Source organism: Actinomadura geliboluensis (assembly GCF_043197915.1).
GTDB classification, from domain to species: domain Bacteria; phylum Actinomycetota; class Actinomycetes; order Streptosporangiales; family Streptosporangiaceae; genus Spirillospora; species Spirillospora geliboluensis.
Window position 1 is genome coordinate 493,586 of the sequence record NZ_JBICUA010000001.1, and the last position, 21,442, is coordinate 515,027.

At 74.5% G+C, this 21,442-nt stretch carries 20 protein-coding genes; 5 read left to right on the forward strand and 15 right to left on the reverse strand.

Annotation, left to right across the window (positions count from 1 at the left end; translation table 11 throughout):
- The first annotated feature begins 147 nt into the window (after positions 1-147).
- From aroF to ACGFI1_RS02350, 3 genes are all read left to right on the forward strand, one after another.
- Positions 148-1,194, forward strand: a complete 1,047-nt coding sequence (aroF, locus tag ACGFI1_RS02340) for a 3-deoxy-7-phosphoheptulonate synthase (protein ID WP_301176255.1) — start codon at positions 148-150, stop codon at positions 1,192-1,194.
- Positions 1,195-1,406: 212 nt separating this feature from the next.
- On the forward strand, positions 1,407-2,339 hold the full coding sequence (locus tag ACGFI1_RS02345; protein ID WP_392782141.1) for a DMT family transporter: 933 nt from the start codon (positions 1,407-1,409) through the stop codon (positions 2,337-2,339).
- Between the two features lie 53 nt (positions 2,340-2,392).
- Entirely contained in the window at positions 2,393-3,295 is a 903-nt protein-coding gene (locus ACGFI1_RS02350; RefSeq protein WP_392782144.1) for a DUF5954 family protein, read from the forward strand.
- Between the two features lie 191 nt (positions 3,296-3,486).
- Here ACGFI1_RS02350 and thiI read toward each other — a convergent pair whose 3' ends face one another.
- The 5 genes from thiI to ACGFI1_RS02375 all read right to left on the reverse strand — a co-directional run bounded on the left by thiI (position 3,487) and on the right by ACGFI1_RS02375 (position 8,802).
- Positions 3,487-4,719 carry a tRNA uracil 4-sulfurtransferase ThiI gene (thiI, locus tag ACGFI1_RS02355; RefSeq protein WP_138642144.1) on the reverse strand — a complete coding sequence of 411 codons (1,233 nt, stop codon included), beginning with the start codon at positions 4,717-4,719 and terminating at the stop codon, positions 3,487-3,489.
- A gap of 104 nt (positions 4,720-4,823) precedes the next feature.
- Positions 4,824-5,849: a 6-phosphofructokinase gene (locus ACGFI1_RS02360; RefSeq protein WP_138642145.1), complete on the reverse strand. Its 1,026-nt coding sequence runs from the start codon at positions 5,847-5,849 to the stop codon at positions 4,824-4,826.
- Positions 5,850-6,238: 389 nt separating this feature from the next.
- Positions 6,239-6,877 (reverse strand): response regulator, encoded by a 639-nt coding sequence (locus tag ACGFI1_RS02365; RefSeq protein WP_171069547.1) that lies wholly within the window; start codon positions 6,875-6,877, stop codon positions 6,239-6,241.
- 24 nt (positions 6,878-6,901) lie between these two features.
- The gene (macS, locus tag ACGFI1_RS02370) at positions 6,902-8,056 is read right to left on the reverse strand and encodes a MacS family sensor histidine kinase (protein ID WP_392783210.1); all 1,155 of its coding nucleotides are present in this window, start codon (positions 8,054-8,056) and stop codon (positions 6,902-6,904) included.
- A gap of 8 nt (positions 8,057-8,064) precedes the next feature.
- Positions 8,065-8,802, reverse strand: a complete 738-nt coding sequence (locus ACGFI1_RS02375; RefSeq protein ID WP_392782148.1) for a lysophospholipid acyltransferase family protein — start codon at positions 8,800-8,802, stop codon at positions 8,065-8,067.
- Positions 8,803-9,168: 366 nt separating this feature from the next.
- Between ACGFI1_RS02375 and ACGFI1_RS02380 the strand changes: the two genes are divergently transcribed.
- Complete coding sequence (locus tag ACGFI1_RS02380) at positions 9,169-10,071, forward strand: hypothetical protein (RefSeq protein WP_392782151.1); 903 nt, start codon at positions 9,169-9,171, stop codon at positions 10,069-10,071.
- Here the strand turns inward: ACGFI1_RS02380 and ACGFI1_RS02385 are convergent.
- The 5 genes from ACGFI1_RS02385 to ACGFI1_RS02405 form a co-directional block, all read right to left on the reverse strand.
- On the reverse strand, positions 10,068-10,787 hold the full coding sequence (locus ACGFI1_RS02385; protein ID WP_392782154.1) for an endonuclease/exonuclease/phosphatase family protein: 720 nt from the start codon (positions 10,785-10,787) through the stop codon (positions 10,068-10,070). The genes ACGFI1_RS02380 and ACGFI1_RS02385 overlap by 4 nt on opposite strands.
- A gap of 2 nt (positions 10,788-10,789) precedes the next feature.
- Entirely contained in the window at positions 10,790-11,773 is a 984-nt protein-coding gene (locus ACGFI1_RS02390) for an ROK family glucokinase (RefSeq protein ID WP_138640989.1), read from the reverse strand.
- A gap of 269 nt (positions 11,774-12,042) precedes the next feature.
- Positions 12,043-12,477 (reverse strand): SRPBCC family protein, encoded by a 435-nt coding sequence (locus ACGFI1_RS02395; protein WP_138640990.1) that lies wholly within the window; start codon positions 12,475-12,477, stop codon positions 12,043-12,045.
- A 64-nt stretch (positions 12,478-12,541) separates the two neighbouring features.
- Positions 12,542-13,309, reverse strand: a complete 768-nt coding sequence (locus ACGFI1_RS02400; RefSeq protein WP_392782157.1) for a metallophosphoesterase family protein — start codon at positions 13,307-13,309, stop codon at positions 12,542-12,544.
- A 71-nt stretch (positions 13,310-13,380) separates the two neighbouring features.
- Positions 13,381-14,076 carry a copper homeostasis protein CutC gene (locus ACGFI1_RS02405; RefSeq protein ID WP_386868957.1) on the reverse strand — a complete coding sequence of 232 codons (696 nt, stop codon included), beginning with the start codon at positions 14,074-14,076 and terminating at the stop codon, positions 13,381-13,383.
- Positions 14,077-14,269: 193 nt separating this feature from the next.
- Here ACGFI1_RS02405 and ACGFI1_RS02410 point away from each other — a divergent pair, with 193 nt between their 5' ends.
- A complete protein-coding gene (locus tag ACGFI1_RS02410) occupies positions 14,270-16,072 on the forward strand; it encodes an AMP-dependent synthetase/ligase (RefSeq protein ID WP_392782160.1) in 1,803 nt (600 codons plus the stop codon).
- Positions 16,073-16,105: 33 nt separating this feature from the next.
- On the opposite strand, the gene ACGFI1_RS02415 is transcribed toward ACGFI1_RS02410, so the two are convergent.
- From ACGFI1_RS02415 to ACGFI1_RS02435, 5 genes are all read right to left on the reverse strand, one after another.
- Positions 16,106-16,765 (reverse strand): NAD(P)H-binding protein, encoded by a 660-nt coding sequence (locus ACGFI1_RS02415; RefSeq protein WP_392782163.1) that lies wholly within the window; start codon positions 16,763-16,765, stop codon positions 16,106-16,108.
- A gap of 124 nt (positions 16,766-16,889) precedes the next feature.
- Positions 16,890-18,272 (reverse strand): DUF1996 domain-containing protein, encoded by a 1,383-nt coding sequence (locus tag ACGFI1_RS02420; RefSeq protein ID WP_387070168.1) that lies wholly within the window; start codon positions 18,270-18,272, stop codon positions 16,890-16,892.
- Positions 18,273-18,308: 36 nt separating this feature from the next.
- Complete coding sequence (locus ACGFI1_RS02425) at positions 18,309-18,923, reverse strand: DUF4142 domain-containing protein (protein ID WP_138641950.1); 615 nt, start codon at positions 18,921-18,923, stop codon at positions 18,309-18,311.
- Positions 18,924-19,066: 143 nt separating this feature from the next.
- A complete protein-coding gene (locus ACGFI1_RS02430; protein ID WP_392782167.1) occupies positions 19,067-20,578 on the reverse strand; it encodes a ferredoxin in 1,512 nt (503 codons plus the stop codon).
- Positions 20,575-21,435 (reverse strand): hypothetical protein, encoded by an 861-nt coding sequence (locus tag ACGFI1_RS02435; protein WP_392740581.1) that lies wholly within the window; start codon positions 21,433-21,435, stop codon positions 20,575-20,577. Before ACGFI1_RS02435 ends, ACGFI1_RS02430 begins: the two co-directional genes overlap by 4 nt.
- Positions 21,436-21,442 lie beyond the last annotated feature (7 nt).

The window sequence follows — 21,442 nt, forward strand, 5'->3', positions numbered from 1 at the left end:
AGCCCGGGCGGCTGGTCTGCCAGACGCTGCGCTGACAGACCACGGAACGAGAAGCCCCGGGCCCAGTGGCCCGGGGCTTTCTCTGTTTCAGGGGTCGTCCGCGGGGCCCACCGGGGTTCCGGGCGAAACAGGAGAGGCAGCACACGCATGGTCGTCGTCATGGCCCCGGAGGCCAACGAAGCGGATATCAAGGCCGTCGTCTCACTGGTCGAGACGGCGGGAGGTGACGCCTTCGTCAGCCGCGGCGTGGAGCGGACCATCGTCGGGCTCGTCGGCGACGTCCAGCAGTTCGGCACCCTCAACCTGCGCGGGATGCGCGGCGTCACCGACGTGATCCGCATCTCGGCGCCCTACAAGCTGGTGAGCCGGGAGAACCACGGCGAGCGCTCGGTGGTGCGGGTCGGCGGCGTGCCGATCGGCCCCGGCACGATGACGCTGATCGCCGGCCCGTGCGCCGTGGAGACCCCGGAGCAGACCCTCGGCGCCGCGCAGATGGCGCAGGCCGCGGGCGCGACGCTGCTGCGCGGCGGCGCGTTCAAGCCGCGCACGTCCCCGTACGCCTTCCAGGGCCTCGGCGAGGCGGGCCTGCGCATCCTCGCGGACGTGCGGGCGGAGACGGGCATGCCGATCGTCACCGAGGTGGTGGACGCCGGCGACGTCGAACTGGTCGCCTCCTACGCGGACATGCTGCAGATCGGCACCCGCAACGCGCAGAACTTCGCCCTCCTGCAGGCCGCGGGCGAGTCCGGCAAGCCGGTCATGCTCAAGCGCGGCATGAACGGGACGATCGAGGAGTGGCTGATGGCCGCCGAGTACGTCGCGCAGCGCGGCAACCTCGACATCGTGCTGTGCGAGCGCGGCATCCGCACGTTCGAGAAGGCCACCCGCAACACCCTCGACATCTCCGCGGTCCCGGTGGCGCAGCGCCTCTCCCACCTGCCGGTGATCGTGGACCCGTCGCACTCGGGCGGCAGCCGCGACCTCGTCCTGCCGCTGACCCGCGCCGCGATCGCGGTCGGCGCCGACGGCGTGATCATCGACGTGCACCCGCACCCGGAGACCGCCCTCTGCGACGGCCCGCAGGCCCTGGTGGACGGCGACCTCCGCGAACTGGCCAAGCTCGTCCGCGACCTGCCCCCGCTGGTGGACCGCGCCCTCACCCAGGCCGAAGACCCCGACGCCGTCCCGGCCTGAGTCCCGCCCGTCCCGTGCCCGGCACGGGACGGTATCGTCCCCTGTGTGGCGTACTGGGTTTCCGATTGCGGGCCGCCGCGCTCCTGACGGGGCGCGGCGACCGCACTCGTAGCGAGTTCTGACCCCGGCCCGGCGCGGACCCGCGCCCGGCCGGCGTCCTCCTGCGCCCCGAATCCGGATCTTCTTCGTCCGATTCGAGGTCAGGAGCCTCAGTGTCACAGCACACCTTCCTCCGGCATGCGTCCGGACGGGCCGCCCGCGCCCGGTCCGGCGGCGGTGCCGACGTCCTGCTGGCGGCGTCCCTGTGGGGGACGACGGGGACCGTCCGCACGTTCGCCGAGGGCGCGTCGGCGTTCTCGGTCGCCGCGATCCGCATCGTCATCGGCGGCGCCGTCCTGCTGGTGCTCGCGGCGTGCACGCGCCGGGGCGCCGGGCTGCGGCGGCTGCTCGGGAACCGCCGCAACCTGCCGCTGGTCGGCGTGGGCGCGGTCGCGATCGCGGTGTACCAGACCGCGTTCTTCGTCGCGGCGGGCCGCACCGGCGTGGCGGTGGGCACGGTCGTCACGATCGGCAGCGCGCCCGCCTTCACCGGCGTGATCGGGCTGCTCGCCCGCGGGACGCGCCCGACCGGCCGGTGGGCGGCGGCGACCGGGGGCGCCATCGCGGGCTGCGCGCTGCTCATCGGCGGCGGCCGGGACGCCGGCGTCGAGCCGGTGGGCATCGCCCTGGCGCTGCTGTCCGGGCTGGCGTACGCGGTGTACGCGACGGTCGCGTCCGTCCTCATCGGGCGCGGCGAGGAGGACCGGGCGGTCGCCGGGGCGCTGTTCGCGGCGGCGGCCGTCCCGCTGCTCCCGGTACTGTCCTCCGGGTCGGGGTGGCTGCTCACCGGCTCGGGCGCGCTGATCGCGCTCTACCTCGGCGTCGTCACCACCGGCGGCGGCTACCTGCTGTTCGCGCGCGGCCTGCGCACCACCCCGGCCACGACGGCGACGACGCTGACGCTGGCGGAGCCGGCGGTGGCCGCGGTGCTCGGCATGGTCCTGCTGGACGAGCGGCTGGGCGGCGCCGCGCTGGCCGGCCTGGCGCTGCTGGCCGCGAGCCTGGTCGTGCTGATCACACCGGCCCGGTGGAGAACGCGGCGGTAACAAAATGGTCTGGACCATTGGCCGGAACCGGCGCGGCGAGGATGATGTCCGGCATGACGATGGGCGATGGTGACGCCGGGGGCCGGTTGTTCCCGGAAGACCTCGACGGCGTCGACCCGGTCGCCGCGGTGCGGTTCGCGGACGCCTGCCGCGCCCTGTCCGCCTATCCGGAGCTCGTGGCCGTGGGCACGCTGTTCACGGCCGCCGAGCGGGTCCCGGGCGGTTGGCAGGTCGTGTGCCCGTGCGATCCGCTGCCGCAGGGCGCCCGCGAGCTGCTGGCCGGCCGGCTGGAGGACCTGGCGGCGCTCGCGGGCGGCGCGCCGGAGGACGAGCTGCTCGCCGCCGCGCGCGCCGTGCAGCGCGAGGCGGCCGACGAGGTCGCCGCGGGCGGGCGGCGGTTCCGGATCGTGCGGATCGAGCAGCTCGTCCGCACCGGCCCGGACGGCCCGGAGCCGCCCCGCCCCACGGACCCGGACCCGCGGCCGGATGCGGAGCGCGCCGCGGCCGTCCGGCCGTACGAGCTGCTGCCCGAGGACGGCCCGGTGTCCGAGCCGGCGGCGGCCGAGCTGCTGTGCCAGGTGCTGGACGCGGCCGCGGCGGCGGGGCACGAGCCGTCCGGCGCGTTCCTCACCCCGGTCGCGCTGGCGCCCGCGTTCACGGTCGCCGAGCGCAGCGAGCGGCGCTGGCGCCCGGTCGGCCGGCTGCACGCCGCCCCGCGGCAGGCCCGCGACGCGCTGATCACCTATTTCCGGCACGTGGTGCCGGCGGTGGAGAGCCCGGCCGACGCGGACGTCGCCCGGTTCGCCGAGGCGGCGGACCTGCTGGAGGCCGAGCCCCGCCGCAACGGCATCGCGGTGGCGGGCCGCCGGTTCCGCATCGTCCGCATCGAGCGCATCACGCTGATGGGCCCGGACGGCCCCGAGCCCCCGCGCCCCACGGACTTCGACGCCCGTTAGGGGCCGACCGGAGCGCTAGCGGAGGTCGGCCCCTAACGGGCCGCTCTTTGCGGGGGGTGTGGGGGGTTGCCCCCCACAATGAAACGCTGAGGGGCCGACCGGAGCGCTAGCGGAGGGCGGACACTCAGCGGGCGTCTCTTTGCGGGGGGTGTGGGGGGTTGCCCCCACGATGAAACGCTGAGGGGCGCGGGTCAGGTGGAGGTGTCGCCGTAGACCGGGCGGTGCTCCTGGACGGATTCGGCGAGGTGGTCGGCCAGCTCGTCGACGTCGAGGCGCTTCTCGATGCGGCGGAGGTCGTCGATCTTGGCCTTGGTCTCGGCGCGGCGGGGCGCGAGCATGGTGCAGCAGTCCTCGTCGGGCAGCTCGGAGATCGACAGGGTGCGGATGCGGCGCGCCTGGTCCATGATCTCGCTCTTGTCCATGCCGACGAGGGGCCGCAGGATCGGCAGCTCCACGGCGTCGTCCAGCGCGGTGATGTTGGTGAGCGTCTGGCTGGACACCTGGCCGAGCGCGTCGCCGGTGATCAGCGCGCCGCCGCGCAGCCGGCGGGCGAGGACCTCGCCGGTGCGCAGCATCAGCCGGCGCTGCGCGATCACGGCGAGCCGGTCCGCGCCGGACGACTTGATCTGCTGCTGCGCCTTGCCGAACGGGACGACGAACAGCCGGGAACCGCCCTGGAACTTGTCCAGCTCGCGGACCAGCGCGTACGCCTTGTAGATCGACTCGGGGCCGGTGAACGGCATGCCGGAGAAGTGCAGGTAGTCGACGCGCAGGCCGCGGCGCATCATGCGGTAGGCGGCGACGGGCGAGTCGATGCCGCCGGACATCAGCACGAGGGCGCGGCCGCTCATCCCGACGGGGAGGCCGCCCTGGCCGGGCAGCCCGCCGGAGTAGACGAACACCTCGTCGCGGTCGACCTCGATGGACAGGGTGTGCTCGGGGTCCTTGAGCTTGACGGGCTGGCCGTAGCGCTCGGCGACGAGCCCGCCGATGTGCCGGTCGAGCTCGGTGGAGGTCATCGGGAAGCGCTTGTCGCGGCGCCGGGACCGGACGGCGAAGGTGCCGGTGCGGCCGTCCATGAGTTCGAGGGCGGCGCGCTCGACGCTGGCGAGGTCCTTGCCGACCCGCCAGGCGCGGTGCGCCCACACGATGCCCATGACGTCGGTCACCCGCTGCGCGACGCGCTCCATGGTGGCCAGGTCGGCGTCGTGCTTGCGGATGATGAACACGCCGTGGCGGCGGACGACGTCGACGCGGGCGATCGGCCGGACGGCCAGCCGCACGTTGTCGGCGAGGCGGCGCTCGAACAGTTCGCGGTTCTTGCCCTTGAGGACGACCTCGCCCAGTTTGAGCAGCACGCACGGCTCGCCGTCGACCGGCGACTGCTCCCGGACGTCCGCCGGCGCGGTGTCGAGCGTGGTCATGCGTGATCCTCCTGGCGGGAGCAGGTCTAGGGGTGGGCTTCTAGTGTGGCCCACAGTGGGCAACACCGCGACCTGGAAAACGTGTTCCCGCCAGGAGGACCGGATCAGCCGAAGAAGACCTCGGCCTCGGCGTAGCGCTCGAGCGGGACGGTCTTCAGCTCCTTGGTCGCCTCGTCCAGCCCGACGCGGACGATGTCGGTGCCCTGGAGCGCGACCATCTTGCCGAAGTCGCCGTCCTTGACGGCGTCGATGGCCTGGAGGCCGAAGCGGGTGGCGAGGACTCGGTCGAACGCGGTGGGGGTGCCGCCGCGCTGGATGTGCCCGAGCACGGTGGCGCGGGCCTCCTTGCCGGTGCGCTTCTCGATCTCGTCGGCGAGGGCCTGGCCGATGCCGCCGAGCCGGACGTGCCCGAACGCGTCCCGCTCGCCGGTCTGCAGCTGCATCTGCCCGTCGACCGGGTGGGCGCCCTCGGACACGACGATGATCGGCGCGTACCGGGTCTTGAACCGGCTCTCCACGTACTGGCAGACCTTCTCGATGTCGAAGGGCCGCTCGGGGATGAGGATGACGTTGGCGCCGGCGGCCATGCCGACGTGCAGCGCTATCCAGCCCGCGTGCCGGCCCATGACCTCGCAGATCAGCGCGCGGTGGTGGCTCTCGGCGGTGGTGTGCAGCCGGTCGACGGCCTCCATGCCGATGTTGACGGCGGTGTCGAACCCGAACGTGTAGTCGGTCGCGTTCAGGTCGTTGTCGATCGTCTTCGGGACGCCGACGACGTTGACGCCGTTGGCGTACAGTTCGCGCGCGACGCCGAGGGTGTCCTCGCCGCCGATGGCGATCAGGGCGTCCACGCCGAGGCCGGCGAGGTTGTCCTTGATCCGCTCGATGCCGCCCTCGACCTTGACCGGGTTGGTCCGGGACGAGCCGAGGATCGTGCCGCCGCGCGGCAGGATCCCGCGCACGGCCTGGACGTCGAGGGCCACGGTGTCGCCTTCGAGGGGCCCGCGCCAGCCGGCCCGGAAGCCCACGAACTCGTAGCCGAAGACCTGCACGCCCTTCCGGACGACCGCGCGGATCACCGCGTTCAGTCCGGGGCAGTCCCCGCCTCCGGTCAGCACTCCGACGCGCATGCCGTCTCCTTCTCCCGCCACCGGGCTCCTCCCTCGATTCACAGGCCCGAACATACGGCCACGGTGCCGGCGCGTCCGGGCGTCCCGGCGCGCCGCCATTGGTCTAGACCATAGCCGCTGCCGGGGGCGGCGGCACACCGTTCACCCCGCAACGCGCGGGCCGGTGGGATGCACCCGTCCGAAGACCCGGACGTACCCGCGAACCAGCACCGTCACTCCCCCGGTCTGTGGTGCGCGGCGGCCGGGCGGGGACTCGCCGTCATATGACCACCGGACCCCGGGCGAGCGCCAGTTCCCGCGCCGCGTCCGCGCCGAGATCATCGCGGCGGGCGCGCGCGCAAAGTCTCACCCATCTCGGAATGGCCCACGGGCCGACGCGCGGCCTCCGGCTAGTCCTCTTGGTCGAGGCCCTTCTCGATGGCGTAGCGGACGAGTTCGACGCGGTTGTGGAGCTGGAGCTTGCCGAGGGTGTTCTGCACGTGGTTCTGCACCGTGCGGTGGGACAGCACGAGGCGCTGCGCGATCTGCTTGTAGGTCAGGCCCTTCGCGACGAGCCGCAGCACCTCGGTCTCGCGGTCGGTGAGGCGGGGGGCGTCGTCGTCGGCGCGCGCGGGCGCGGCGGCGAGGCGGCGGTACTCGCCGAGGACGAGGCCGGCGAGCCCGGGGGTGAAGACGGCGTCGCCCTCCCCCGTCCGGCGGACGGCGTCGAGGAACTCCTCGCGGGCGGCGGACTTCAGCAGGTAGCCGGTGGCGCCCGCCTTCACGGCCTCCAGGACGTCCTGCTGCTCCCCGCTCGCCGACAGCACCAGCACCCGGACGGGCGGGTCGGCGGCGGCGAGGTGGCGGGTGACCTCGACGCCGCTCAGATCGGGCAACTGGAGGTCGACCACGGCGACCTGGGGGCGCGCGGCGGCGGCGATCCGGACGGCGGCGCGGCCCTCCCCGGCGGTGGCGACCACGTCGTGCCCCGCCTCGGCGAGGTCGCGGGCGACGGCCTCACGCCACATCGGGTGGTCGTCCACGACCATGACTCGCAGGCTCACGTTCACACCCTAAGCCGGACGATCCGGGCGGCGGGGCACGGTCATCTCGATCTCGGTGCCCTCGCCGGGCGCGGAGGCGATCGCGACGGAGCCGCCGAGGTCGGCGACGCGGCCCCGGATCGACTGGGCGACGCCGAGCCGCCCGTCGGACGCCGCCTCGTCCAGCCGGCCCGGGGGCAGGCCCGGGCCGTCGTCGCGGACGCTCACGGCGACCCCGTCCGCGCCGTCCTCCAGCAGCACCCACGCGCGGGCGCCGTCGCCGCAGTGCCGCCGGACGTTGTCCAGCGCCGCCGCGACGGCCGCCGCGACCTCGCGGGCGGCGTGGGCCGGGAGCCGCACCTCCGTCGCCGGCGTCGAGACCGTGACGGACGTGGACGCGTGCGCGGTCAGCAGCGGGCGCAGGTCGGCGTCGGCGTCGGCGGCGCCGGCGTCCCGTGCGGGGACCGCCGGGGCGGTGCCGATGAGGGCACGCAGCGCGGCCTCCTGCTCCCCCGCCAGCCGGCCCAGCTCTGCCGCCTCGCCGCCGAGCTCGCCGCCGCGCCGCTGCACCATGGCGAGGACCTGCAGCACCGAGTCGTGGATGCGGCGGGCCAGCCGCTCGCGCTCCCGGTTCGCCGACTCCAGCTCGACCGCCCTGGCCAGCCGCGCCTCGGCCTCCCGCGCCAGCCGGACGACGTGCCCCACGACGAGCCCGGCCAGCACCAGCAGCACAATGCCGTTGAAAGTCGTGCTGCCGATGCCGCCGCTCGTCCCGGCGATCGCGTGGACCAGCAGGTTCGCGGCGGCCAGCACGAGCGCGGCGGTGAGGCCGAGCCGCCGCCCGCCCGCCACCGCCCACGCCAGCACCGCGGCCGCCACCCACGACACCGGCAGCGTGGGGCGCCCGGCGGCGATGTTCGCGGCGGTCTCCACCCACGCGGTCGCGAGGATGCTCGCCGCGGCGACGGCGAGATCGGCGGCCAGGAGCGGCCAACCGCGGCGGCGCGGGTCGCCGAACGCGGCGACCGCGTAGGCCGTCCACGCGGTCATGACGGCGAGGACGGCCCAGCCGGCGGCCGGGTGCGCGTAGCCGTCGAAGTTCATGGCGATCACGATCGCGGCGTAGACCAGCGCCAGGCCCCGGTAGACGGCGACGGCCCGCCACAGCGCGACCTCCAGGCCCATCACGGCCGCTACCCGCGGTCGCTGAGCCCGCCGTCGTCCTCCTCGGCGGACCGCACCGGCTTCCCCGCCATCTCGGCCTTGACCTCGGCGGCGTACCGGTCGACGTACTCCTGCCCGGACAGCTCCCGGATCGCGCGCATGATCTCGTCGGTGATCTCCCGCAGCACCCGGTGGTCGTCCTCCTGGCCGTAGTAGCGGGAGAAGTCCATGGGCTCGCCGAACCGCACGCCGGGGCGGACGCCGAGCCGGGGCAGCGGCTTGCCGGGCGGCATCAGCTCGAAGGTGTTGATCATCGCCATCGGGATCACCGGGACGCGGGACTTCAGCGCGAGCCGCGCCACCCCCGTCTTGCCGCGGTACAGCCGGTTGTCGGGGGCCCGGGTGCCCTCGGGGTAGATGCCGAGCAGCTTGCCCTCGCCGAGGATCCGCAGGCCGGTCTGCAGCGCCGCCTCGGCGGCGTCCCCGCCGGTGCGGTCGACCGGGACGACGCCCACCCCCGTGAAGAAGCCCTTGCTGATCAGCCCTTTGATCCCCTTGCCGGTGAAGTACTCGCCCTTGCCGATGAAGAAGATCGGGCGCATCAGCGGCAGCGGGCCGAAGAAGTGGTCGGCGAAGGACAGGTGGTTGCTCACCATCAGCGCGGGGCCCCGCTTCGGGACGTTGCGCATGCCCTTGTTCCGCGGCCACCACCCGAGGTACAGGATCGGCGACAGGACGATCCTGAGCAGGATCCAGAACCACAGCATGCGGGCACCTTCCTCGGACCCGTGCCCTCCGGGGGAGCACGACCGGTCCCTGACCGAGCGGAGACGATGGGACATCCTCCCACTCCCCGTCCCACCGATCTACCGACCGGTACCCCTCATCGGGACGCGGTCGCGCGGCGGCGGGGCCCGGCGGGAACGTAGGCTCTGAACGGTGAACCTCAATCGGGCGCGCCCGGGGGCTTGTCCCGCGCGGCGCAGCGAATACCGTGGGACACACGTTTCGGGGTGTCCGGGAGTGCCGCGGCGGGCCGCGGGCACGACCGGGCACCGCAGTGTCGATGGGGGAGCGGAGGCCGCCATGCCGGTGCCGACGGTCACGCCGGAGTCGTCGAAGGAGCCGGCCCCGTGAATCGCCGTGGCAACGGCCTGTCGGCCGACACCTACGCCCCGCTGGTCGACCTCGCCCCGCACCTGGCCGACGCGATGCTGGCGGCGCTCGGCGAGGCCGGGGTGGCCGCCTACGCGACCTCGCCGGCCGGGCTGCCCGAACTCGCCGACCCGGCCGCCGAGCCGGTCGCGGGCGACGTCCTCGACCGGCTGTACGTGGACGTCGACATGAAGCCCACCGCCGAGGGCATCCTGCGCGTCCATCTGGCGCGGCTCCGCGAGGCGTCCGCCCGCGGTTCCGACGCCGACCGCGCGGAGGCCGCCGAGCCGGCCGAGCGCGGCGACCAGGGCGAGCGCGCCGAGACGGCCGACCGGCTGGAGAAGACCGAGCGCGCCGACAAGCCCGAGCGCGCCGAGACCGGCCTCGCCGACCTCGCCGGCGGCGCCGCCAGCGCGGACGCGGGCGGCGCCGCCGAGCGCGACGAGGACGCCATCTGGGCCGAGATCGTCGCCGGCTTCGACACCGCCCCGGAGGGCGACGTCCCCTGGCCGGACGAGGAGGACATCCGCGAGCCCGCCGCCGACCCGCCCGCGGAGGGCGACGACCGCACCGGCCGGCTCCCCCGCGCCCGCGTGATCAAGTCGCCGGAGCCGCCGGAGTTCCCCGCGGACGACGACGAGGAGGAGCACTACGTCCCCCCGCCGCCGCCCCCGCTGCCGGCCGCCGACCCGCTCACCAAGGGCGCCTGGATCGCGCTGATCGGCGGGCCCGTCTACCTGCTCGTCACCGTCATCCTCGACTGGGAGGTGCCCGGCTGGGCCGCCTTCCTCGCCGTCGCCGCCTTCATCGGCGGCTTCGTCACGCTCGTGCTGCGGATGGGCGACGAGCCCCGCGACCCCGACGACGGGGCCATCGTCTAGCCCGGGCCCGCCGTCCGGTCGAGGCGCAGGTCGGCCAGGACCGGCCGGTGGTCGGTCGCGATCGGGTAGTCGCGGGCGAGGGCCTCCTCCTCGGGGACGCCGCACGCGTCGACCCCGATCTCGGGGTCGGTGAAGACGGCGTCGATGCGCCGGTTCGGGTTCCGGGCGGAGAAGGTGAGCTCCCCGCCGGTGCCGGCCACCGCGTAGGCGTCCCGGAACCGGCCCGCCAGCACGGCCCAGGCGGCGCCGCCCGGTTCCTCGTTGAAGTCGCCCGCCAGCACCACGGGCGCGCCGTGGCGGTCGCGGGCCCGGTCGAGGTGGGCCAGGATCTCGTGGACGTGGCGCTCGCGCGCGCCGGGCTCCAGGTCCAGATGGGTGCTCGCGGCGATCAGGCGGGCGCCGTCCGCCTCCAGCACGGCGATCGCCAGCGCGCGCCGGTGCAGGCCCCGGTCGGGCGTGAGCAGATGGAACTCGCGCGCGACCCGGCGGACGTGCGGCGCGGTGAGGACGGCGAGCCCGCAGGCCCGCCGTCCCGCCGCGATCCGCAGGCCGCACGCCCGCGCCAGCAGGCGGCGCCGCAGCCGCCACGCCCGGAATCGGGGGACCTCCTGCAGGCACAGCACGTCCGGGCCCGCGCCGCGCACGACGCGGGCCACGGCCGCCGCGTCGTCGCGCAGCGACCGGACGTTGTAGCTCAGCAGGCGGACGGCGGCCACGCCTAGACGGCCGCGTCCTGGACGGCCGCGTCCTGGACGGGCCGGACGCGGGCGAGGTCCGCGGCGCCGACGATGCCCGCCGCCGACCCGAGCTCGGCGATCCGGATGTCGGGCAGCGGGCGGTGGCCGCGTCCGGTCAGCGCGTCCTCGAACGCGGCGCGGATCGGGTCGAGGAGGAGGTCGCCGGCGTCCGACAGGCCGCCGCCGATGATGAACGCGCCCGGGTCCAGGATGGCGGACAGGTCGGCGAGGCCCTGGCCCGCCCAGTGCGCGATGGTGCGGAAGCACTCCAGGGCGGCCTTGTCACCCTCGCGGGCCGCCTGCGACACCTCGGGGCCGCTGATGCCCTCCGGCCGCCCGCCGCCGAGCTCCAGCAGCCGCCCCGCCATCGCGGGCGCCACCCGGGCGAGGTCGCGGGCCTCGTGCACGAGGGCGTTGCCGCTGGCGTACTGCTCCCAGCAGCCGCGGTTGCCGCAGCCGCAGCGCCGCCCGTCCGGGACGACCCGGAAGTGCCCCATCTCGGCGCCGATGCCGAACCGGCCCCGGTACAGCTCGCCGTTGATGATGATGCCGCCGCCGATGCCGGTGCCGAGCGCCACCAGGACGAGGATGTCCTCACCGCGCCCGGCGCCGAACCGGGCCTCGCCCCACGCGGTCGCGTTGCCGTCGTTCTCCACGACGACGGGCAGGCCGACCAGGCTCTCGACCTTCTCCTTGATCGGCTCGTCCCGCCAGGCGAGGTTCGGCGCGAACAGCACGGTGGCGCGGGCCTCGTCGACGAAGCCCGCGGTGCCGAGGCCGACCGCCGACACCTCGTCGTACTTGCCCTTCAGCAGGTCGACGACCTCGGCGATGGTCTCGGCGGTCTCCTTGGGGTTCGTCGAGGGAGTCGGCCGGCGGACCTTCTCCAGGATCGTCCCCCGGTCGTCGACGACCCCCGCGGCCACTTTCGTGCCGCCCACATCCACGCCGATGGTCAGGGCCATGTAACGCTTCCTCCTCCTCGCGCGCCCCGGATGGAGCCACTGCCGCAGTACCCGATGCCGGCGGGGCCGGGCCGGGTCCGCCGGGCCGGGCCATCCCGACCGGTCGGACGTACCCGCCCGCGGGCGAATCGACGCCTCCGGGGGCCCGGGCTCCGTGCGTTGGCACGGTCCCATGCCCCGCCGTCGCCTCCATCATCCCCCGCCGCGGGCGCGCGCGGTATCGGCGCAGCCGGCGGGCGCCCCGCCGCGCGGCGGGGCGCCCGCCGGGCTCAGCTCTCGACGCGGCGCTTGAGGCCCTTGAGCGCGGAGTCGATGATCCGCTTCTCGCCCTTGCGCTTCACCATGCCGATCATCGGGATGCGGACGTCCACGGCGAGCTCGTAGGTCACCTCGGTGGCGCCGCCCTCCTCGGCGAGGGCGTAGGTGCCGTGCAGGCCGGTGACGACCGTGCCCGGCTCGACCAGCTCCCAGCTGACCCGGTCGTCGCCCTCCCAGGTGTAGGCGAGCCCGACGGTGTCGCTGAACGGGCCGCCGTCGAAGGTCAGCCGGCCGCGCAGCGCGCGGCCGTCCTCGCCGGTCTCCTGCACGGTGAACTCGCGGATGCCGCTCGCCCACCGCGGGTACGCCTCCAGGTCGGCGATCACCGCCATGATCTCGGCCTTGCCGGCCTTGACCGTGATGGAGGAACGCGTGCGGTCGGCCATTTCCGTCTCCCTCCTGCCGTCCGCGGGCCCGCGCCGGGGCCCGCCGTCGTGACGACGGTATCCGTCACACCGTCAGGACGTACGGAACGCCGCGTGTGCGGAAGTGCCCGACGTTCACGCATTCGGTGCGGCCGATGCGGATCCGGCTCGCGAGCGGCTGGTGGACGTGCCCGAACAGCGCGTACCGCGGCTGCGTGCGGCGGATCAGCTCCAGGATCGCCTCGCTGCCCCGCTCGAACCGGCGCGCCACCGTGTCGTAGAGCAGCTCGGGGACGGCGGGCGGGATGTGCGAGCACAGCACGTCGACCTCGCCGATCGCCGCGACCTTGGCGGCGTAGGTCTCGTCGTCCAGCTCGTAGGGGGTGCGGTACTCGGTGCGGAGGCCGCCGCCGACGAACCCGAACCGCAGCCCGCCGATCTCGGTGGTCTCCCCGTCCAGGACGTGGTGGCCGTCGCGCAGGTGCGCCGCCCACATGCGCGGGACGTCGACGTTGCCGTACGTCAGGTAGGCGGGGGCGGGCATCGCGGCGAACAGCTCCGCGTACTGCCGGTCGACGGCGCGCTCGATGTGCGGCCACGCGTCGCCCTCCAGCGACGCCCACAGGCCCCGGGAGAAGGCGCGGGCCTCGTCGAAGCGCTTCTCGGTGCGCAGCGCGATGAAGCGGTCGGCGTTCTCCTGGCCGAACAGCTCGCCGAAGATCCCCTGCGCGTGGTCCTGGTAGTCGATGAACAGGATCAGGTCGCCCAGGCAGACGAGGACGTCGGCGCCGTCCGCCGCGCTCGCCAGGGCGTCCGCGCGGCCGTGGACGTCGCTCACCACGTGGATCCTCATGAACCGACTCTAATAGGACAGACCACCCCGCAGGGCGGGCGGGGCCGCCGGTCGCGGTTCCCTGCTCGGGGTCAGCCGGTCGCGGCGGACACCAGCGAGCGCCACTCCCGCACGAGGGCCGGGTCGACGGGCAGGTCCCATGCGCCGTCGGGGCGGACGGCGGTGCCGACGTGGAATGCCGTGACGCCCGCGGCGGCGAGCACCGCGACGTGCTTGCGGCGCAGCCCGCCCCCGGCCATGATCATCCCGGCCGCGTCCGGGTCCTCGGTGGCGCGCCGGACCAGCACGTCCACCCCGGCGTCCACGCCGCGCGCGGCACCCGCAGTCAGGACGGTGTCGAGGCCGCCGCCGAGGTGGCGGACGGCCCGCCACGCCTGCACGGGGTCGGCGGCGTGGTCGAGGGCGCGGTGGAACGTCCACGGCAGCGGGGCGGCGACGGCGGCGAGCTTGCCGGTCGCGGCGGCGTCGACCTGGCCGGCGGAGTCGAGGAAGCCGAGCACGAAGCCGTCCGCGCCCGCGGCGGCGAGGTCGGCGGCGGCCCGCCGGAGCCGGTCGAGTTCGGCGCCGGTCGTGCGGAACCCCGCGTTCGCCCGCAGCATCACCCGCATCGGCAGCGCCGTGGCGGCCCGCATCGCGGCGACGAGGTCCGGATCGGGGGTGAGCCCGTCGGCGGCCATGTCGGCGACGACCTCGATCCGGTCGGCGCCGCCCTCCTCCGCCGCGCGCGCGTCGTCCACGGTGAGCGCGATCACTTCCAGCAGCGACATGGCCCTCCCCCGAACCGCCTGCGTAGTGCGACCGGGGACCAGCGTAGGCGACGCGGCGGCGGGCGCCACGGGCGACGGGGCGTTCTTTGCCGTGCCGTTGAACCGGCGAAATTCCTACTGATGGGTATCATTCGGGTGCGGAAGCCTCCGGAGACTTCCCGCCGACCTGGAAGACCGACAACAGGAGTGGGCCGTGCGCGAGTTCAGCGTCCCCGCGATGGTGGAGGTTCCCGACTCCGCCAATCTGACCGACGCGCCCTTCACCCGTGCCGCCGAGCAGCCCGGCACGATCGTGGCGCGCCGCAAGAGCGGATCGGGAGCGGGGGACGCCTGGAGCGCCGTCACCGCGGCCGAGTTCGCGGCCGAGGCCGCGGCGGCCGCCAAGGGCCTCGCGGCCGCGGGCGTCGAGCCCGGCGACCGGGTGTGCCTGCTGTCGCGGACCCGCTACGAGTGGACCGTCCTCGACTACGCCGTCTGGACGGCCGGCGCCGTGTCCGTGCCCATCTACGAGACGTCGTCCGCCGAGCAGATCGAGTGGATCGTCGGCGACTCCGGCGCGAAGGCCGTGTTCGCCGAGACCGCCGAGCACGCCGAGCGCGTCGCCGGGGTCCGGGACCGGCTGCCCGGCCTCGCGCACGTCTGGACCATCGACGAGGGCGGCGTCGACGAGGTCGTCCGGCTCGGCGCGGACGTCGGCGACGACGTGATCGAGGAGCGCCGCCGGTCCCGCACCGCCGCCGACGTCGCCACGCTCGTCTACACCTCCGGCACCACGGGCCGCCCCAAGGGCTGCGAGCTCACCCACGGCAACCTCGTGTCGACCGCGCGGAACGCGGTGCAGGGCGCGATCGCCGAGGTCGCCGTCGAGGGCAGCTCCACGCTGCTGTTCCTGCCGCTCGCGCACGTGTTCGCGCGGCTGATCCAGGTCGCGACGATCGAGGGCGGCATCGTCCTCGGGCACAGCGACATCCCGAACCTGCTGCCCGACCTCGCCTCGTTCCGGCCGACGTTCCTGCTCGCCGTCCCGCGCGTGTTCGAGAAGGTCTACAACGGCGCCGAGCAGAAGGCCGCGGCGGACGGCAAGGGCAAGATCTTCAAGGCCGCGGCCGAGACCGCGATCGCCTACAGCCGGGCGCTGGACGCGGGCCGCCCCGGGCTCGCCCTCAAGGCGCGGCACAAGCTGTTCGACGTGCTGGTGTACGGCAAGCTGCGCGCCGCCGTCGGCGGCCGGGTGGAGTACGCGGTGTCGGGCGGGGCGGCGCTGGGCGAGCGCCTCGGGCACTTCTTCCGCGGCGTCGGCATCACGATCCTGGAGGGCTACGGCCTCACCGAGACGACCGCGCCCGCCAGCGTGAACCGGCCCACCGCCATCAAGATCGGCACGGTGGGCCGGCCGATCCCCGGCGTGGACGTCCGCATCGCCGAGGACGGCGAGGTCCTCGTGCGCGGCATCAACGTCCTGCGCGGCTACTGGAACAACGAGGCCGCCACCAAGGAGGCCCTGGAGGACGGCTGGTTCCACACCGGCGACCTCGGCTCCCTCGACGAGGACGGCTTCCTGCGCATCACCGGCCGCAAGAAGGAGATCCTCGTCACCGCGGCGGGCAAGAACGTCGCGCCCGCCCCGCTGGAGGACCGGCTCCGCGCGCACCCGCTGATCAGCCAGTGCCTCGTCGTCGGCGACGGGCGCAAGTTCATCAGCGCCCTCATCACGCTCGACGAGGAGGCGCTCGGGCCGTGGAAGGAGCAGCACGGCAAGCCCGCGGCGATGGGCGTCGACGACCTGCGCCGCGACCCCGACCTCATCGCCGAGATCGAGGGCGCGGTCGCCGAGGCCAACACGTCGGTCAGCCACGCCGAGGCGATCAAGAAGTACGTCATCCTCGGCGTCGACTTCACCGAGGAGGCCGGCCACATGACGCCGAGCCTGAAGGTGAAGCGCAACGTCGTGATGAAGGACTTCGCCGACGAGATCGACTCCCTCTACGCCTCGTAGCGGGTACGCCTCGTAGCAGGGGCCGCCCGCGGGTCAGCGGAGCGAGGCGACGGCGTCCTCGACCGGGGTGCCGCCGTTCAGCAGGTCGAGCGTGCGGCGGCGGACGCCGGGGTCGTCGAGCAGCGCCGCGATGACCGCCCCCACGTCGTCGCGGGTGACCGCGTCGTGCCCGATCGGCGGCTCGTCCAGCCGCACCAGGCCGGTGCCGGGGTCGTCGGTGAGCCGGCCGGGACGCAGGATCACCCAGTCGAGGGCGTCGCGGTCGCGGAGGTCGTCCTCGGCCTCGCCCTTCGCGCGGATGTAGGCGTCCCACACCTCGTCGCGCCCCGGGGCGGCCTTCTCGCCCGCGCCCATCGCGGAGATCTGCACGAAGTCGCGCACGCCCGCGCGCTCCGCGGCGTCCGCCATCAGCACCGACGCGGCGCGGTCGACGCTGTCCTTGCGCGCCGCGCCGCTGCCCGGCCCCGCCCCGGCGGCGAACACGACGGCGTCCGCCCCGGCGATGAGCCCGGCGACCTCGGCGGCGCCGGCGGACTCCAGGTCGCACACGACCGGTTCGGCGCCGGCGTCCCGGACGTCGTCCGCGTGCGCGGGGTTGCGGATGATGCTGCGTACGGTGTCCCCCCGTGCGGCCAGCAGCCGGGACAGCCGCAGCGCGATCTGCCCGTGCCCGCCCGCGATCACAATGTCCATGCCGCGATCGTAGGACGCCCGGCCCCCGGACGCGCGCGGACGCGGCCGGTGAGGCCCGCCCTCACCGGCCGCGTTCCGGTGCGCTCCCCCGGCGTTCCGGGCTTCCCGGACGCGGGGGCGCGGGTCAGCGGCGCTTGCCGGTGGTGCGCGCGCCCTTGTTGATGGCGTTGACCGCCTGCCGCATGAGCCCTTCGCCCATCACGTTGATGAAGTCGCCGTGGTCGGTGACCGGGTCGTGGCCCGACTCGGGGAAGCTGTCCAGCGCGAAGGCGAGGGGCTTGGCGGGCACGTCGTAGGCCAGCGTCATCCGCAGCTGCGGGATGGCCTTGAACCCCTGCGGGCAGGCGCCGGTCCGCGCGTCGGCGAAGGCGACGTGGTCGCGGTGGTTGGCGCTGTCGGTGTTCTGGCCGTCCCAGCAGCCGGGGAAGTTCAGCACGCGCTCGACCTTGCTGCCCCGCGGGCACAGCGGGTACTTGTCGGTGAACGCCCGGTTCTCGAAGCCGCTGCACGTCCACGACGCGTGGGCGTTCTTCAGCCCGTTGGTGACGGCCTTGGCGTCGCCGGTGGCGATGCGGATGAACGGCGGCGCCGCCGTCACCTTGGCGCGCGGGTTGCCGAGGAACTGCAGCTTCACGCTGGACGGGGTGACGATGCTGCCGACGTTGCCGTCCGCCGTGCTCTGCTCGGCCCGGTCGGAGGTGTCCTTGCCGTCGCGCAGCCGGATCACCGGCCAGAAGTAGGCCGACTTGTCGCCGTTGGTGCAGGTGGTGCCGGCGGCGGCGAACGTCTCGTCGGTGGAGAACGCGTTCGTGTCGAGGTTCCCGACGTAGTCGTGGATGTGGTGCGCGCCGTTCACGACGCCGGGCGCGGCGAGGACGTTGTCGGGGTTGCTGTGCGCCTGGCCCTCGTTCACGCCGCAGTTGGACGAGAACACGCCGGTGGACGCCTGCCGGGTGCGGCGCGGCTGCCGGACGCGGGGCGCCTTGCGGATGTCGACGAACTGGTCGGCGCGCAGTTCCGGGTTGGGCGGGGGCTGCTGGCCCTGGTCGCCGCCGTCGCCCTGGCCGCCGTTCTGGCCGTCGTCCATCTGGCCGCCGTCGCCCATCTGGCCGCCCATGCCGTCGGTCGGTTCACCGGTCGGCTGGTCGGTGGGCTGGTCCGTGGGTTCGGCGGTGGGCTGGTCGGTGGGCTCGGCGGTCGGGGGGTCGGCGGGGTCGCCGGTGGGCTCGGCCGTGGGCTGGTCCGTGGGTTGAGCGGTGGGCTGGGCGCCGTCCTGCAGGCCGCCGCCGTTCTGCTGGGTGCCGCTGGTCGGCCTGGCTCCGCCGCCCTGGAGGTTGGGGATGCCGTTGCCCTCGGCCGGGCGGGCCGGGTACGCGGCGGGATTGGCCGCCTGGGTCGTCTGCGGGCCGTAGGGCCCGGCCGCGGCGCCGGGGGCCTCCTGGCACGCGGTCGCGATGAGGGCGAGCGCCGGGACCAGCACGGCGAACGCTTTCTTCTTTCGTCCCATGGAAAAGGTCTCCCTTTGCGGGGGTGGGATGTTCAGTCAGTGCAGGGCCCGCCGGGGCACCAGGCCGGTGCTCTCCAGCAGCGACATGTGCGTGTTGACGAATTTCATCGCCCGCTCGGCGAACGCGCGGATCACCGAGTTCTCCGACTGCGCGCGCACTTTCGCGATGACCGCGAAGACCTGCCCGTGCGCGGCGCGCAGCCGCAGCACGAACGTCTTGTCGTAATCGCCGCCGAACTTTCCGGACATCTCCCGGAGCCAGCTCTTCTGGCTCCCGCTCGGCTCGTTCGGCACCAGCACGCCGAGCTTCTCGGCGGTGGCGCGGGTGTCGGCGTCCAGCTGGACGTGCTGCTGCCAGATGATCTCGGCGACCTGCCGCACGCGGGGCGCCCGGGCGCGCTGCTGCGCCTGCTGGCCGGCGGGTATCTCCCACAGCCCGGCCTGCCGGACCTTGACCAGCAGCTGCCGGTCCAGGGTGCTCAGCGGCCCCCACTTCGTCTGCACGGTGCCGCCCAGGTTGGCCGCGCCGCTGGCGGGCACGCCGACCGGGTTCAGCACGACCGCGAAGGCCGCGCCGACGGCGGCCACGGCCGCCAGCACCAGCAGCAGGCGCCCCTTGCGCAGGCGCGGGAGCCTGCGCGCTCCAGCCATTCCGTAGGATTTCCTCAAGGTTCCTCTTCCTCCTCTCGGGGATCTCTCGACGGACGCGGCGCGGGTCCGCCAGTGAATACGCACCGCACCGGCGCGAGGTTCAACGGTGTCCGGCAGACGTCACTTTTTCGCGCCTCCGAAATTCATCGCCGCGATGGTGCTCCCGGGACGCCGCCGACCACGCGGAGCGCCAATGCAGGGCACATCGCGACGGCCTTCTGCACGTCCTTCTCCAGCCATTCCGGGATGTCGGTGCCGAGCACCACGGGAAAGCCGTACCGGTCGAGCTGGATCAGTTCGGGGACGAGGTAGGCGCACAGCCCGTGCCCGTCGCAGCGGCTCCAGTCGATCGCCACCCGGCCCTCGGAGCCGTCCGGCACCGGCAGCGGCAGCACGCCGTAGGTGGACAGGCCGCAGCCGCCGCCCCAGCGGTGCGCGTCGATGTCGGCGCCGAACGCCTCCATCGCCGACAGCACGAACCGCGCCGTCCCGTCCGGGTGGGTGCAGGCGCCGCGGCCCCGGCCGACCCCGGCGGCGCGGCGCACGTCCTCCACCGTCCCGGCGCCCTCGGTCAGCGCGTTCAGCGACCGGACGACGTCCGGCAGCCCCAGCCGGCACGGGCCGCACTGCCCGGCGGACTGCGCCGCGAGGTAGGACGCGATGCGGGTGACCTCGCCGAGCGGGCAGGTGCCCTGCGTGAGCGGGAGGATGATGCCGGCGCCGACCGTCCCGCCGACGCGCCGCATCCCGGCTCGCGACAGCACGGCCCGCGCCACCCCGGCCGGGCCGAGCCACATGCCGTGGTAGCCGCCGACGAGCACGCCCGGCGACGGCGGCACCTGGCAGTGGTCGAGGACGGTCTGCAGCGGCGTGCCGAGCGGCGCCTCCACGACCTGGGTGCCGCCGATCGTGAGCAGCGTGGTGCCGGGCTCCTCCTCCGTCCCGGCCGAGGCGTACAGGTCGGAGCCGAGCGAGACCAGCACCGCGAGCTGCGCGAACGTCTCGGTGTTGGACAGCAGCGTCGGGAAGCCGTCCACCCCGGAGTCGGACGCGCGGACCTTGACGCCCGGCGGGATCGGCGTCTCCCCGTTGATCGCGCGGATCACCGCGCCGCTCTCCCCGGAGATGAACCGCTCGGTCAGCCGGACGACGCGGGCCGGCATCCGCCGCTCGCTTATCGCGGCGCGCACGGAGCGGGCGGCCTCGTCGTCCTCGACGGCCACGACGATCCGCTGCGTGCCGAGCGCGGACGCGGCGATCTGCGCCCCGTCCAGGACGAGGTGCGGGGCCCGGCCGAGCAGCACCTTGTCCTTGGCGCTGCCGGGCTCGCCCTCCGCGCCGTTCACGACCACGACGACGTTCTCGCTGGAGCCGCGCTCGTCGGCGCGCTCCCCCGGCAGCAGCGCGGTCTGGTCGGCGGCGGGGTGCCTGATCCGCGCCGCGACCGCCATCAGCTTGCGCGCGAAGGGGAACCCGGCCCCGCCGCGCCCCCGCAGGTCGACCTGCTCGGCCATGCGGATCAGCTCGTCCAGTCCGGGCGCGCGGAGCTTGCCGTGCACCGCCAGGTGCCGGTCGATGTCCAGCCGGTCGAACCGGTCGAACCCGAGCGTCAGGCGGGGGCCGCCGATGCCCGAGACCGTGACCGTCGACGTCATCGCAGCACCTCGGTGTCGCGGCCGGGCCCGGTGAGCGGCACGCCGCGCGGGTCGCGGGTGGTCCGGCGCGGATCGTCGTAGCCGTCCCGCTCGCCGAAGTCCCGCTCGGCGAAGTCGCGGCCGCCGAGGTCGCGGGCCGCCGCCGCGGCGCGCCCCTCGTCGTGCGCGCGGGCCGCCATCGCCCGCCGGTCGCGGGCGCGACCGGCGCCGTCCGGCACCGCGAACGGGTCGATCTCGGCGCCGGCGCGCGGCAGCTCCCGCGGCCTGATCACCACGATCATGCGGGTGACCAGCGCCAGCACGACCAGCACCACGCTCATCACGTAGCTCAGCACCACCCAGTTCGCCGCGGACCGGCCGGTGATGAGGCCGTGCACGATCGCCATCGGCCAGGCGATGTAGGCGAGCACGTGCGCCGACCGCCACATCCAGGTCTTGCCGCGGACCGCGAACCGGGCCCGCACCATCCCGGTGACCAGGACGAGCACCATCAGCTCGGCGGCGATCGTGCCGAGACCGACGGCGCCGCCGTCGGGGACGACGACCTGCGCCGGCAGCGCCAGCCCGTTCATCACCTTCACCGAGACGTGCGCGACGAGCATCGCGGTCGCCACGACGGCCGCCGCGCGGTGCACCGCCTGCGCGAGCACCCGGTGCCGGATCTTCAGGATCAGCCGCTCGGTGGCGAGGAGCCCGCACATCACGGCGGTGGTGTAGGAGACGAGCGCGAACACTCCGGCGTAGAAGTTGAGGAAGTACTGCACGTTCGCGACCGCGACCGCTCCCGGCGGGGTCGCCGCGCCGACGAGCACCAGCACCGCGCCGGCGAGCACGACGCGCAGCACCCAGGTGGGCACCGCGGGA